The organism is Bacillus cereus group sp. BfR-BA-01380 (assembly GCF_022663535.1).
Taxonomy (GTDB): Bacteria; Bacillota; Bacilli; order Bacillales; family Bacillaceae_G; genus Bacillus_A; species Bacillus_A cereus_BB.
Map to the genome: position 1 here is coordinate 32,078 of NZ_JAKUFS010000015.1, position 13,729 is coordinate 45,806.

Here is a 13,729-nt window from a genome sequence, read left to right on the forward strand (position 1 = left end):
GTTTGGGCGGGGTAAAGTGAAACTTCCTCTTGGAAAACGCCTTTCTTTCCAAGAGGTTAGTTGAACCAATCGGGCCCTTACAGATGGTTTGCATCTCACTTCCTTGCTTAACCTCTTACCAGCTGTTTGGGCGGGGTAAAGTGAAACTTCCTCAACGAATGGGTTTCTCGTTGAGGATTAGTTGAACTAATCGACACAAAACGTAAACAAAATTGGCAAACTTCAAGCGTTGCAGTCTATTTTAAGAATTGTTACGATAATAGAAACATATATAAGCAAACAAAATATGTTTGCTCATATATACATTCATGTAGAATCGATTCCATCTTCAAAGAGGTTCGATGTCTTACGATTCATTTCACATTATAAATTCATAGTAGGAAGGATTATGCAAATGTCTTATAAAATGATTGTACTAGATTTAGATGATACATTACTTCGCGATGACCATACGATTTCACCGCGTACGAAAGAGGCCCTAATGAACGCCCAAGAGCGTGGTGTAAAAGTTGTACTAGCCTCTGGTCGTCCAACAGTTGCGATATGGCCAATTGCAAAAGAACTGAAGTTAGAAGAATACGGAAGTTTCATTTTATCGTTTAACGGTGCAAAAATTATTAACTGTAAAACAAACGAAGAATTATTTAGCAGTACATTATCACCCGAAATTGTTCATAATTTATATAAAACAAGCCAAAACGAGGATGTTTGGATTCATACGTACATTGGCGATGATATTGTAACAGCAGAAAATAATGAATATACAGAAGTTGAAGCTCATATTACAGGTATGCCAGTTATAGAGGTTAATAATTTTGTAAGTGCAGTGAAAGAACCTGTTGTGAAAGTATTAATGATGAAAGCGCCTGAGCGTCTTGCAGAAGTTGAAAAGAAATTGCAACAAGAATTTGAAGGTCAATTAAGTGTTATGCTTTCAAAGCCATTCTTCTTAGAATTCACAGAATATGGTGTAACAAAAGGAACAAGCTTACACCACCTTATCCAAAAACTTGGTATTACACGTGAAGAAGTGATTGCAATGGGCGATAGCTATAATGACCAGGCTATGATTGAATTTGCTGGTCTTGGCGTTGCAATGGGCAATGCACCTGACGACATTAAAGCCATTGCAAATCATGTAACGGACACAAACATGAATGATGGTGTCGCAAAAGTTGTAGAACAATTTGTTTTGAACAGCGAAGTGCTAGTGTAGAACTGTTTTCACGTTGAAGGGAACCAATCATTCATAAAATCGCGCCCGAGTCAAATACTTAGGCGCGATTTATTTTTTATATGTATTAGCTTGTGAAGATATTTTGAACTTTACACCATTCCCATAGTGTAAAGTTTATTTTTGATTATAATGAAATTAACTATATATATCCATTTCAATTTTCTGACACATGGGTTTCTGTTATGCAAAGTACAACATGACCGCTACTTGCTTTCTCCTTTTGTTTTAAATTTGGCATGTGGCAAAAAAGGGACCTGACCGCTTCTATGCATGGCCAGATGCTCTCGACCACCTAAAAAAGAGGGTTTTTATGTCGATTTTTTGAATTATATTTATATAGGCTATTTTATTTACAAAAAGAATACAAATTTATCATATACAAGCTTACATAACTAAGGAGGCCATTTTATGTTATCAACACCGATTGGGCGTTTAAGAGTCATTGGAGTGCTGGAAGGGATTTCTTTTCTAATCCTTCTATTCATTGCAATGCCGCTGAAGTATTTTGCAGATTTTCCGAAAGCTGTTACTGTGGTAGGTATGGCACACGGTGTCCTGTTTATACTATTCATCTTCGCTGTTATTCAAGTAACGACGATTCATAATAAATCAAAATCATGGGCGTTTGGTGCGCTTGTTGCATCTGTTATTCCATTTGGCACGTTCGTACTAGATGCAAAATTAAAACAAGAAGAAAATAAATAAAAAAACAGACCGCTACATCCGTAGTGGTCTGTTTTTGCACGTATAAATCTCTAAATGAAAGAATCCTCATTCATAGATTCGGAATTTGCCAATCAATCTCCCGCTCGCCATTGTTTGCTAAGAAGTTGTTTATTTTAGAATATGGTTTGCTACCAAAGAATCCTCGGCGTGCTGATAATGGACTTGGATGAACAGATTCAATAATATGATGATTAGGATTTGTAATAAGCTTCTTCTTCGCCTGTGCAGGGCGTCCCCATAATACAAAGATAACTGGTTTTTCCCGTTCATTTAACAACTCAATAATGCGATCCGTGAAAACTTCCCACCCTTTTCCTTTGTGAGAATTGGCCTCTCCTTGACGCACTGTTAATACAGTGTTTAGTAAAAGAACACCTTGCTCTGCCCATTTTACTAAATAACCGTTATTCGGGATTGGATAGTCAAGATCATCCTGCAGTTCTTTGTACATATTTTGCAGTGACGGCGGCGTGCGTACACCAGGTTGCACCGAAAAACTTAAACCATGCGCTTGATTTGGTCCATGATATGGATCTTGTCCTAAAATAAGTACCTTCGTATCTTGATAGCTTGTATAACGCAAAGCATTAAAAACATCCTCCTGCTTTGGATACACAACATGCGTGCGATACTCTTCTGTTAAAAATGATTGTAATTGTTGATAGTATGTTTTTTCAAATTCAGGTGCTAGTAATGGTGCCCAATCATTCTTTAATATTTGTTCCATTCTTTCACTTCCTATCGTATTAATTCACCATGTCTTGTTTTGTAAATACCGCAAAAGCGATCATGAGCGATACAACTGCCCATACTGTTAAATTAAGCAACGAGAAACTCATCGACAATCCTTGCAACGCTGGTAACTGTCCTGATAAATAATCCGTTAACGATAAATTGACACTAAAAATATATTTTGCACCTTCCCAGGACGTTGCAAAATTATTTAAGATGCCTCCAGCAATTAATGCTGCCAACATAATTCCCATACCAGCTGGTGTATTGCGAATCAGTACAGAAATCATAAATGAGATTGTGCCAACAACAATTGCTACAAACCAAGCAAGTCCATAAGCCATCACAATGTATTGCCACTGCGGAATAAGATGAACAAAACTTGTATTTAACGTATCTCTCTCAGTAATAAACCCTGTCAGCACCGGCAAATTCCACCCAGCATAACCAAATACAATGCCTGATAACACATAAGAAAGAACCAGGACAAGCAACAAAATAAATGAAATAAACAGCACCATCGTCACATATTTACTTAAAAGAATTTTCCAGCGCCGAATCGGCCGCGTAAGGAGCATTTTCATCGTGCCATCGCTCCGTTCTCCCGATACAATATCAATTGCTACAATCATGATAAGGAGCGGGATAAATAGCGTAATTCCTTGTTCAATAAACATACGTACAAATGTCGGTGCTCCTGGCGCACTTGGATTAATATTATGATCTAAATAATATTGTTGCTGCTGCACTCTTACCTTTAACCACGCTTTCCATTCTTCGGGAAGACGCGAATTATTTAAACGGTTTTGTGAATCAACGATTTGCTGCTGTAATGATACTTTCCAATCACTTGTCCCAAGACGCTTTACAGTCGTCTGCACTTCTCGGTACTGGGCATAAACAAAAATCGGAATTAAAATCGCCAAAATAAGCATGACTACTACAATACGTTTCTTTCGATATATTTTCTCCGCCTCATTATAGACGAGGTTCGCAAATTCACGCATGTTGCTCCCCCTTTGTCAGTTCCATAAATAGATCTTCCAATGTAAATACAACTTGTTTTACACTATGAACATCTACAGCGTGCTCAACTAACTGCTTATTATAAAAACTTACACGCTCTTGATTCATGCGGCATAATAGTCGTCCTTCTTCTACGACAAGTTCCGTTACTTCACCCGACTCTTCAAGCAATGCTTTCGCTTTATCTAGTGGCGTCACAACCCACTCCACGCGGTCGCTTGCTTGTTTCACTAACTCTTCAACTCTTGCTACCGTAATTACTTTTCCTTTATTAATAATCGCAACGCGGTCACAAATCATTTGTACTTCGCTTAATAAGTGACTGGAAATGAATACGCTCATGTTTTCTTCTTTCACAAGTGTATGCACAAATTCACGAAGCTCTCGAATACCAGCCGGATCGAGGCCATTTGTCGGTTCATCTAATATAAGGAGTTTCGGACTGCCAAGAAGAGCTTGTGCAATCCCAAGACGTTGCTTCATCCCAAGTGAATATGTTTTCACTTTATCGTGAATACGTTCATCAAGATGTACCATTTTGGCAATTTCCATAATCCGTTCATCGGAAATTCCACCTAGCATACGGGCAAATTGCTTTAAATTTTCAAATCCCGTTAAATATGTATACAATTCAGGGTTTTCAACGATGCTTCCAATTTGCCTCATCGCACCGCGAAAATTTTCTTTTATGTCATAACCACCAATCGAAATGGTTCCCTCTGTTGCCGCAATAAGACCAACAAGCATTCGAATCGTCGTTGTCTTCCCTGCTCCGTTTGGTCCTAAAAATCCAAATACTTCTCCTTGCTGTATATCAAATGATACATCTTCAACGAGCGTTTTTTTCTTAATAGCCTTCTTTAAATTCCGAACAGATAGAACTGTCGTCATTTTTTCTCACCTCCAGCTAGCTTTAGCTGACTAACAACGTTTTGTAATAAACGATCTGCTATCAATGTATAACCGGTTTCATTCGGGTGGAAGTGATCAGAATATAATAAATCCTTACCGCGATTTTGGAACATATCAAACGTCGGGACAACGTATACGTTTGGATAACTAAGCGCAAGCTTTTCTAATGACCCATTCCAGTCGACAACAATTGGAGACGAGCCTTTTAACTCTTCTACATCCTCAAATGGATTATACAAGCCAATCCAAAAAATCGGACTATTTTGGTTTAAACTCCTTAATTGCTCCAAAATTTTCTTTGCATTAGCCTGAAATGTTGCTGTATCAGGACGGTATGTCGTTAAATCCAGATTTCCAAGTGATTCCCATCCTGGAAATAAATCATTTCCGCCAATCGTCAAAACAAGCACATCAGCTTGCTTAATTGCATATTGAGTGCCGCTGCTTTCCACTTGTTTCAATAAATCTGGCATTTTCGCACCGCTCACCGCCAAGTTTGTGAGCGCTACCTTTTGTTTGTATTCTGTTTTCAATTCATTCTTCATCCGTCCAATATATCCAATACCTTCTTTATCTCCAACACCGCGTGTTAACGAATCACCTAAGCTAACGACTTGCAAGATTTCCTTTTGTTGTTTCCCTTTTGTTTCTTTTTGCACGGCAGGAGTTAGCTTAGAAGTTTTCGGATTTAGAACATCATTTACACTGGTAATAAATCCGTATGCAAATAAACAAAAAGACGCTAGTGCAACGATTAAAATAACCTTCACAAATTTCGGTCTCATGCTAAACCCCCCTTATAAATTGACTACATTATACAAAAAAAGGAATTTAAAAAGCGATTTTCATTCTCTTATAAAGTAAAACTTTAATCAGTGGGGTTTTCTTCATCCCCCACTGATGGTTAGTTGAACCAATCGGGCTCTTACGGGCAGTTATCTCCCACCTATCTTCTTTAGAAAAGAGGAAGCGGCTCGCTCAGAATCGCAGGACGTTGGAGCTCCCGACAGAGAGGTGCTTTTTGCCTCGTCCGAGGGGGCGAAACGACCGGAGATTCTAGCCGCTAGAGCTGGACAACGTTTTCTCAGAATCTTGAGGTGGGAGTCTTACTGCCTGTTAGTGCGGGATAAAAATGGCAATGCACCTTGCTGCCTTTCTTTGTTTTAAAACGTTGCGCGTGGCAGGAAAGGGCCCTGACCGCTTCTATGCATGGCCAGTCCCTCTTGACCATTTCAAAAAACTTTTCTGCTTTTTTTCACAGAGTGACTGAGTAGTTACGTCAGTCTTTCCGTTAACTTCGCAAATAACTCAATTCTTTTTACTTCTGCTTCCTTATTCATAATTTGTTCATGTAAAATTGTAAATGCACCTGCACCAACTTCCACACTCGAATGAGCAATGGTTGTAATATCTAATATCTCTGCAACCTGTTGATCATCGCACCCAATAATTGTAATATCCTCTGGAATCGAAAGACCGCTTTTTTGGGCAGCTGTTACAATACCAGCTGCAATATGATTACAAGATACAAGAAGAGCTGTTGGACGCTCTCTCATATGAAGGAACGATTGAACAATATGAGTCCCATCCTCTACCGTGAAACAGTCTACAAATTGCCACTCTTCTCGCGGGTTAACATGAATAGATGATAAAGCATCTGCGTAAGCCCTTTTTCGATTTTGACTATTAAAACTATTATTTCGTCCAATGCAGTAACCGATTCGTTTATGTCCCTTTTCTATTAAATACTCCATTCCTAACGCAAACGTTTTGTAGTGATCAATATGAATACTAGAAATTGTATGAGATACCGTATCTTCACACGTCACAACCGGGCCAAATGTGGCGTATTTTTCAATCTCCTCACAAGCATTTATTTTCGAACATATAATAACCCCGTCCAACTTTTTCATTTTTAACATATTCAAAATTTCTATTTCTTTATCCGCACTATAACCCGTTTGACAGAGCATCATATTGTAATTATGTTTGGCAGCCTCTCTTGAAATACCTTCTATAATAGCGCTGTAATACTGATTATTTACAAATGGGAGAAGCACACCAATCGCATTGGTTCTTCCCCGTACTAAATGAATCGCATTCGAATTTTGCGTGTAATTTAACTCTTCTATAATGGCTAATATCTCTTTTCTTTTCTGTTCATTTACATACGGATGATTATTTAAAACGCGAGAAACAGTAGAAATCGAGACCCCTGCCATTTCGGCGATTTTTTTTATATTTGACATCGTACACGCTCCCTTCTCCCTACATATTACCCTATACAAAAAAAAATTAGAAATGCCCCCTTGACCTGGTAAGCTTTCCACATTATATCCTGTGCAAGCAGACTAAATATCCATTTTAATTTTTCGACAGCTAGCACTGCCAAATGCAACATGGCCACGACTTGCTTTCTTCTTTTGTTTGAAAACATTGCATGTGGTAGAAAAAGGCCCTGACCGCTCCCGTGCGCGGCCAGATGCTCTCACCCACCTAAAAAGAAAAGGGTTTTGATGTCGTTTTTAACTTATGGATATAAATAAGAAAGGATTGATGTTTTATTATGACCTTAAAATTAGAACATATCTTTTTCATAGGTGGATTACTCTTGCTTTCCCTCGGAATCAATATGATGACAACGATTACTTCATTTGGCCTTAGCCCATATGATTCCCTTTTCATTGCTTTATATCAAAACTTTGGTTTAAGCATTGGCTCTTGGATGTTTATTATTAATTTGATTTTTACTCTTATCGTACTGTGTATGAGTCGAAAGCGTATTACAATTGGGACAATCGTGACGATGGTGCTAATTTCGGTTTTTGTTGATTTGATTGGCTCAGTTACAGTTATAATGGATGGCATTCGCTCTCTTCCAAAGTATATAACACTCATATTCGGAAATGTATCTGTCGGCGCAGGTATTGGTATCTATGTTTCATCACAGCTTGGGACTGCACCGCAAGAAGCATTTGTGTTAACAATCTCGGAAAAAACAAAATGGTCCTTTCAAAGAACAGAAATTTCTCTAGCTTGTCTATTTCTAACTGCTAGTTTCATACTAGATGGTCCTATTTATTTCGGCACCATTATTCTATCTTTTACGACAGGTTGGCTCATTCAAACATTTATTCAAGTTGGTACAAAAGTATTACAAAGTTGTCGTACGCAAGAAGCCCATTGAAAGCTATATACTTTCAATGGGCTTTTGTTTTTCAGATATAATATGAACCCCTTCGTTTACAACTTGAAGCGTTTCTACCACGCAATGGCTGAAAATCGATTGCAGCCATATCTTTACTTCTTCAGCGCTTCCTTTTTTCACATAACAAAGCACAGTTGGGCCAGCACCGCTTAAAGAAACACCATATAAATATTGATGTTCTAATTCTTGAAGCTTTTGTAATTCAGGTACGAGCTCTTTCCGGTATGGTTCATGAAACATATCCTGTCTCATCATTTCTCCAGCAAGCACCCAGTCCTCCTTACATAGGGCCGCGACAAGTACATTGGCAACACCGCTGCCGCGAATGCCGTCTATATACGGTAACGTACTCGGAAGCACGTCCCTCGAATGAACTGTTTTTAGTTCATATGAAGGAATGACCGCTACAAGCTCTATATCATGAATAGGTTGAGACAAAAATGAAATATCTTTTCCATCATATGTTCCTATCATAAGGCCGCCATATAACGCTGCCCCAACATTATCGATATGCCCTTCCATTTCCGTTGCAATCAACAGCTTCTCTCTTCTAGATAGATATAATTCGCAAAGCTGATCAGCAAGTTCAATTCCCGCAATAATTGCCGAAGCGCTGCTTCCAAGTCCGCGCGCTAATGGAATATCACTGTCTAGATGAAGATGACAATAAGGAAGCTCCTTATTATAACGAGTAGCTGTCATGCGCGCTGTCTGAATGAGTAAATTCTTCTCATCTTTTGGAATCCCTTGAAGAATCGTTGTTTTTGCCGTGCACTCCCAACTAGAATGCGAAAATACATCTACCGTTAAATATTTACTTACCGCAAGACCTATTGAATCAAAGCCCGGCCCAAGATTTGCTGTACTAGCCGGCACACGAATTGTAAACATAGGAACCGCCTTCATCGAAGGACAGCTCCTTGAATATGTTCAAACACAACCTTTTCATCATTTGGCAACACAAGCGGCTGAATTTTTTTCGTATCGATCGCAATGTTAGGGTCCTTTAAACCGTTTCCTGTTAAAACAGCGACGATTCTACTTCCTTTTGCTATTTCTCCTGTTTGTACTTGCTTGTAAATACCAGTAAGCGATGCACAAGAAGCAGGCTCCGCAAAAATCCCTTCATACTTCGCAAGCCATTCATATGCTTGAAGAATTTCTGCATCTGTTACCTCATCAATTTTTCCATTTGAATCATGAGCAGCAGCGACGGCTTTATCCCAGCTTGCAGGGTTCCCAATACGTATTGCCGTAGCAACTGTCTCCGGTTTCTCAATTTTATATCCACGCACAATCGCCGCCGACCCTTCCGCCTCGAAACCACGCATTTCTGGTAATCCTGTTCCACGCTTATCGTTATATTCTATAAAACCTTTCCAGTACGCTGTAATATTCCCCGCATTTCCAACTGGAATGGCTAAAATATCAGGTGCTTTCCCAAGTGCATCACAAACTTCAAATGCTGCTGTTTTTTGCCCTTCAATACGATATGGATTCACTGAATTCACAAGCGTAATCGGCGATGAATCGCTAAGCTTTCGTACCATTTGCAAAGCATGGTCAAAGTTCCCATCAATACTAATAATTTCAGCACCGTACATGACTGCCTGCGCTAACTTTCCATGGGCGATTTTTCCATTTGGAATCATAACAATGCAAGATAAACCTGCGCGCGCTGCATAAGCAGCTGCCGACGCAGATGTATTTCCTGTTGAAGCACAAATAACCGTTTTGCTGCCAGCTTCCTTTGCCTTTGCTACAGCCATAACCATCCCGCGATCTTTAAAAGAACCAGTCGGATTTGCACCTTCTACTTTCGCGTAAACAGAAACACCCCATTTTTCTGAAAGATTTTCTAATAAAATCAACGGTGTATTTCCCTCTGATAGTGAAAGTGACGGTGTTTGCTCAGTAATTGGTAAGTATTCTTTATAAGCGGCAAGTAGTCCGTTCCACATTAGCGAGCATCTCCTTCAATACGGTAGTTTGCTTTCACACAATCTACTTCTTCATATGTCGCTAACGTTTCGAGAATATGTGCATAATCTGCAAGGGATGCACGGTGTGTAACAATAACGATTTCTGCTGCTCCTTTCTTTTGTAATGGCATTTGAATAATCTTTTCAAAGCTTACGCCGCGTTCAGAGAATAGCGATGTAATTTTCGCAAACACCCCTACTTCATCCTTTACATGAAGGCGTAGAAACTTCTTCACATAAGTTTCGTCTTCCGCTTTCAATACTTTCTCATATTGCGGCGTTACTGCACTATTTCCTGTTACACCAAGGCGTACATTTTTCATAACCGCTACTAAATCAGATACAACAGCTGTTGCTGTTGGTAAACTTCCCGCGCCTGGTCCGTAAAACATTGTTTCTCCTACCGCTTCACCATATACATATACTGCATTATATTCGTTTTGAACAGCCGCAAGCGGGTGTGTATTTGGTAACAATGTTGGTTCTACCGTTACCTCTAATTTTTCACCATCACGCTTAGCTACACCGATTAACTTAATTGTATAGCCTAGACTCTTACTATACGCAATGTCCTCCTCCGTAATAGATGTAATTCCTTTTACATTCACATCATGAAGTTCTACATTTGTAGAAAATCCCAGTGTTGCTAAGATTGTCATCTTTCGTGCGGCATCTAAACCTTCAACATCTGATGTTGGATCTGCTTCTGCAAATCCAAGCTGCTGCGCTTCATTTAACACGTCTTCGTATGCTCTCCCTTCGTCAGACATTTTTGTCAAAATAAAATTCGTTGTTCCGTTCACAATGCCCATCATTTTCGTAATCCGATCAGAAGAAAGGCCTTCTACAATGCTTCGTAGAATCGGAATACCACCGGCTACACTTGCTTCATAAAACAAATCTGCTTGATTTGCCTTTGCTACAGTAAGAAGTTCTGCACCGTGAAGTGCCATTAAATCTTTATTCGCTGTGACAACGTGCTTACCGTTTTGGAGCGATTGTAAAATATATGCTTTTGCATCTTCTATACCGCCCATCACTTCAATCACAACATCAACATCTGGATTATTTATAATTTCATCTGGATTTTTCGTTAATAATGTAGGGGTTACTTGGACCTCTCGTTCTTTTTCTAAATTTTGTACTAATACTTTTGTCACTTTGACAGGACAACCGATTTGGTGTGCTAAACGATCTTGATGATCTTCAATAATGCGCACCACACCGCTTCCTACAGTTCCAAGACCTAATAGGCCAACTTGAATTTCGTTCATAGTACTGTCCACCCCTCTAAAAATTGTATTTAGGTGCCATTATATAAGGTAAAAACACAAAAAACAATATATTTAGAACATTCCGAATAATAAAGGCCGTTCTTTACAAAGAAAACGTTACCAAGTGTTATGCACACCTTCCTTTACAAAACATAAGGGGTTTCCTGATACACATAATAATTCAACCAATTTGAGAATAGTAAATTCCCATGGCTACGCCACTTTACTATTGGTTTTTCTAAAGGATTGTCATGTTTAAAATAATTTTTTGGAATAGTAATATCCAATCCTCTTCGCTGATCACGCTCGTATTCTTGCTTTAATGTCTCACAGCTGTATTCACTATGACCAAGAACAAAAATATGCTTTCCATCTTTATTCATAACGAGATGAACACCGGCTTCTTCAGATGTCGCTAACACATTAAGCTCCTGTACGCTTTGAATATCAGATGCACGAACTTCTGTATGACGAGAATGCGGTGCAAAAAAGCTTTCATCAAAACCGCGTAATAATTTCACATGCTCCTGCTTCACTTCATGCTCAAACACACCAAACATCTTTTGCTCTAGCGGATATTTCGGAATATTATAGTGATAATACAACCCTGCTTGCGCTCCCCAACAAATATGCAGCGTTGATGTGACATGTGTATTCGAATACTCCATGATTCGCTTCAGTTCTTCCCAATAATCTACCTCTTCGAAAGGAATTGTTTCAACCGGAGCACCGGTAATGATGAGCCCGTCAAATTTTTCTCCTTCAATATCACGAAATGTCTTATAAAAACTTGTTAAATGCTCCTGCGTTACATTTCTTGCTGTATGGGACTCCATATGAAGTAAATGCACATCGAGTTGAAGCGGCGTATTTCCAATTAAGCGAAGCAACTGCGTTTCTGTTTCTTGTTTTGTTGGCATTAAATTTAAAATTGCAAGCTTCAAAGCACGAATATCTTGCGTTTCTGCTCGTTCTTTCGTCATTACAAAAATATTTTCACTTTGCAATACTTTACGAGCGGGTAAATTTTTATCAATGATGATCGGCATACTGTTTTCCTCCAGAAAGTGCTGCCCCTAAATCAGCAATAATATCCGCAGCATCTTCAATACCAATCGATAATCGAATTAAATCAGGTGTTACACCTGCTAAACGCTGCTGCTCTTCTGTAAGCTGACGATGCGTTGTGCTTGCAGGATGAATGACACAAGTTCTTGCATCTGCAACATGCGTGACCAACGTGGCAAGCTTCACATCTTTAATAAACTGTTTGGCAGATTCAATACCTCCTTTTACTCCAAATGTTAAAACACCACTCGCACCTTTCGGCAAATATTTTTGTGCTAATGCATAATTTTCATTACTTTGAAGTCCAGGATAATTAACCCACTCAACGCGTTCATGCTGCAATAACCACCGTGCAACAGCTAGTGCATTTTGACTATGACGCTCCATGCGAAGATGCAACGTTTCTAAACCAATATTGCTCATGTAGGCATTGAATGGACTCATACAATTCCCATAGTCTCTTAATAACTGTACACGAGCTTTCACAATGTATGCCGCTTGCCCGAACTTTTCTACATAACTCACACCATGATAGCTCGGATCTGGTTCAACAAATTCAGGAAATTTACTCCAATCAAAACTCCCCCCATCAATAACAATGCCGCCAAGTGAACTTGCATGACCATCAATATATTTCGTTGTAGAATGAACAACAATGTTTGCACCATGTTCAAATGCATGACATAAATACGGTGTTGCTAATGTATTATCCACAATAAACGGTATTCCAAGCTCTTTTGCCGCATCAGAAAACTCTTTAAAATCCAGTACATTCATCGCAGGATTTCCAAGCGATTCCGCATACACAAGCTTTGTTTTCCCATTTGCGAGGGCAACAATTTCATCAGCAGATAGGCTTGGATTAAAGAACGTAACCTCAATCCCAAGCTTCTTAAGACTAACTGCAAATAAATTAAATGTACCGCCATATACCGTTGATGAGCAGAGCAAATGATCGCCGCTGTTACAAATATTTAATACCGCTAGCATAATCGCAGCTTGCCCTGATGCCGTTGCAACCGCACCAACACCGCCCTCTAACTCTGTCAGCTTCTGCTCAAATGCCGCAAGTGTCGGGTTGCCGATACGCGTATAAATATATCCTTCTGCCTCCAAATTAAAGAGAGCCGCTAAATCGTCAGAAGTGTCATATTTATACGTCGTACTTTGATAAAGCGGCAAAACACGCGGTTCACCATTTTTCGGCGTATAGCCACCTTGCACGCAAATCGTTCCTTTTCCCCATGATTCTCCCATTTCTCAAACTCCTTTCTTTTATATAAAATAAAAAACTGCTTCTTTCCTAAATAAGAAAGAAGCAGTTTAGATAAACGCTCGCCATTTAGCCTTTCTTATCTTTCAGGAAATACCTGCAGGATTTAGCACAATTCCGATTTACGGCTGTTGCCAAGGTTTCATAGGGCCCGTTCCCTCCACCTATTCTTGATAAGACTTATACAATTACCGATGATTTTATAGAAATTATTTCCTCTTGTCAATACATTTTTCAGAATGTTCCAAAAATATTTCACCTACCGCCGAGCTTTACCAAATAAAGAATATT

At 39.2% G+C, this 13,729-nt stretch carries 13 protein-coding genes and 1 riboswitch; of the genes, 3 read left to right on the top strand and 10 right to left on the bottom strand.

The window, feature by feature from the left end; all coding sequences use genetic code 11:
- Positions 1-394: 394 nt before the first annotated feature.
- Positions 395-1,216 carry a Cof-type HAD-IIB family hydrolase gene (locus MR076_RS14875; protein WP_242222020.1) on the top strand — a complete coding sequence of 274 codons (822 nt, stop codon included), beginning with the start codon at positions 395-397 and terminating at the stop codon, positions 1,214-1,216.
- Between the two features lie 429 nt (positions 1,217-1,645).
- The gene (locus MR076_RS14880; RefSeq protein WP_242221881.1) at positions 1,646-1,942 is read left to right on the top strand and encodes a DUF3817 domain-containing protein; all 297 of its coding nucleotides are present in this window, start codon (positions 1,646-1,648) and stop codon (positions 1,940-1,942) included.
- 70 nt (positions 1,943-2,012) lie between these two features.
- On the opposite strand, the gene MR076_RS14885 is transcribed toward MR076_RS14880, so the two are convergent.
- The 5 genes from MR076_RS14885 to MR076_RS14905 form a co-directional block, all read right to left on the bottom strand.
- Entirely contained in the window at positions 2,013-2,690 is a 678-nt protein-coding gene (locus tag MR076_RS14885) for a uracil-DNA glycosylase (RefSeq protein ID WP_242221883.1), read from the bottom strand.
- 19 nt (positions 2,691-2,709) lie between these two features.
- The gene (locus tag MR076_RS14890; protein ID WP_242221885.1) at positions 2,710-3,702 is read right to left on the bottom strand and encodes an ABC transporter permease; all 993 of its coding nucleotides are present in this window, start codon (positions 3,700-3,702) and stop codon (positions 2,710-2,712) included.
- On the bottom strand, positions 3,695-4,612 hold the full coding sequence (locus MR076_RS14895; protein ID WP_242221887.1) for an ABC transporter ATP-binding protein: 918 nt from the start codon (positions 4,610-4,612) through the stop codon (positions 3,695-3,697). Before MR076_RS14895 ends, MR076_RS14890 begins: the two co-directional genes overlap by 8 nt.
- Complete coding sequence (locus tag MR076_RS14900; protein WP_242221889.1) at positions 4,609-5,418, bottom strand: SGNH/GDSL hydrolase family protein; 810 nt, start codon at positions 5,416-5,418, stop codon at positions 4,609-4,611. Before MR076_RS14900 ends, MR076_RS14895 begins: the two co-directional genes overlap by 4 nt.
- A 489-nt stretch (positions 5,419-5,907) precedes the next feature.
- Positions 5,908-6,882, bottom strand: coding sequence for a LacI family DNA-binding transcriptional regulator (locus tag MR076_RS14905; RefSeq protein ID WP_242221892.1), 975 nt, complete (start codon positions 6,880-6,882; stop codon positions 5,908-5,910).
- Between the two features lie 314 nt (positions 6,883-7,196).
- On the opposite strand from MR076_RS14905, the gene MR076_RS14910 reads away from it, so the two are divergent.
- Positions 7,197-7,820: a YczE/YyaS/YitT family protein gene (locus MR076_RS14910; RefSeq protein ID WP_242222025.1), complete on the top strand. Its 624-nt coding sequence runs from the start codon at positions 7,197-7,199 to the stop codon at positions 7,818-7,820.
- A 3-nt stretch (positions 7,821-7,823) separates the two neighbouring features.
- Here the strand turns inward: MR076_RS14910 and thrB are convergent, their stop codons facing one another.
- The 5 genes from thrB to MR076_RS14935 form a co-directional block, all read right to left on the bottom strand.
- Positions 7,824-8,747 carry a homoserine kinase gene (thrB, locus tag MR076_RS14915; protein WP_242221894.1) on the bottom strand — a complete coding sequence of 308 codons (924 nt, stop codon included), beginning with the start codon at positions 8,745-8,747 and terminating at the stop codon, positions 7,824-7,826.
- Positions 8,744-9,802: a threonine synthase gene (gene thrC, locus MR076_RS14920; RefSeq protein WP_242221896.1), complete on the bottom strand. Its 1,059-nt coding sequence runs from the start codon at positions 9,800-9,802 to the stop codon at positions 8,744-8,746. The genes thrB and thrC overlap by 4 nt, the downstream gene beginning before the upstream one ends.
- Positions 9,802-11,097, bottom strand: coding sequence for a homoserine dehydrogenase (locus MR076_RS14925; protein ID WP_242221898.1), 1,296 nt, complete (start codon positions 11,095-11,097; stop codon positions 9,802-9,804). The genes thrC and MR076_RS14925 overlap by 1 nt, the downstream gene beginning before the upstream one ends.
- Before the next feature lie 143 nt (positions 11,098-11,240).
- Positions 11,241-12,146, bottom strand: a complete 906-nt coding sequence (gene metA, locus MR076_RS14930; protein WP_242221900.1) for a homoserine O-acetyltransferase MetA — start codon at positions 12,144-12,146, stop codon at positions 11,241-11,243.
- Positions 12,130-13,422 carry a bifunctional O-acetylhomoserine aminocarboxypropyltransferase/cysteine synthase gene (locus MR076_RS14935; RefSeq protein WP_242221902.1) on the bottom strand — a complete coding sequence of 431 codons (1,293 nt, stop codon included), beginning with the start codon at positions 13,420-13,422 and terminating at the stop codon, positions 12,130-12,132. Before MR076_RS14935 ends, metA begins: the two co-directional genes overlap by 17 nt.
- A 92-nt stretch (positions 13,423-13,514) precedes the next feature.
- A riboswitch (SAM riboswitch) is annotated at positions 13,515-13,618 on the bottom strand.
- Positions 13,619-13,729: the final 111 nt, after the last annotated feature.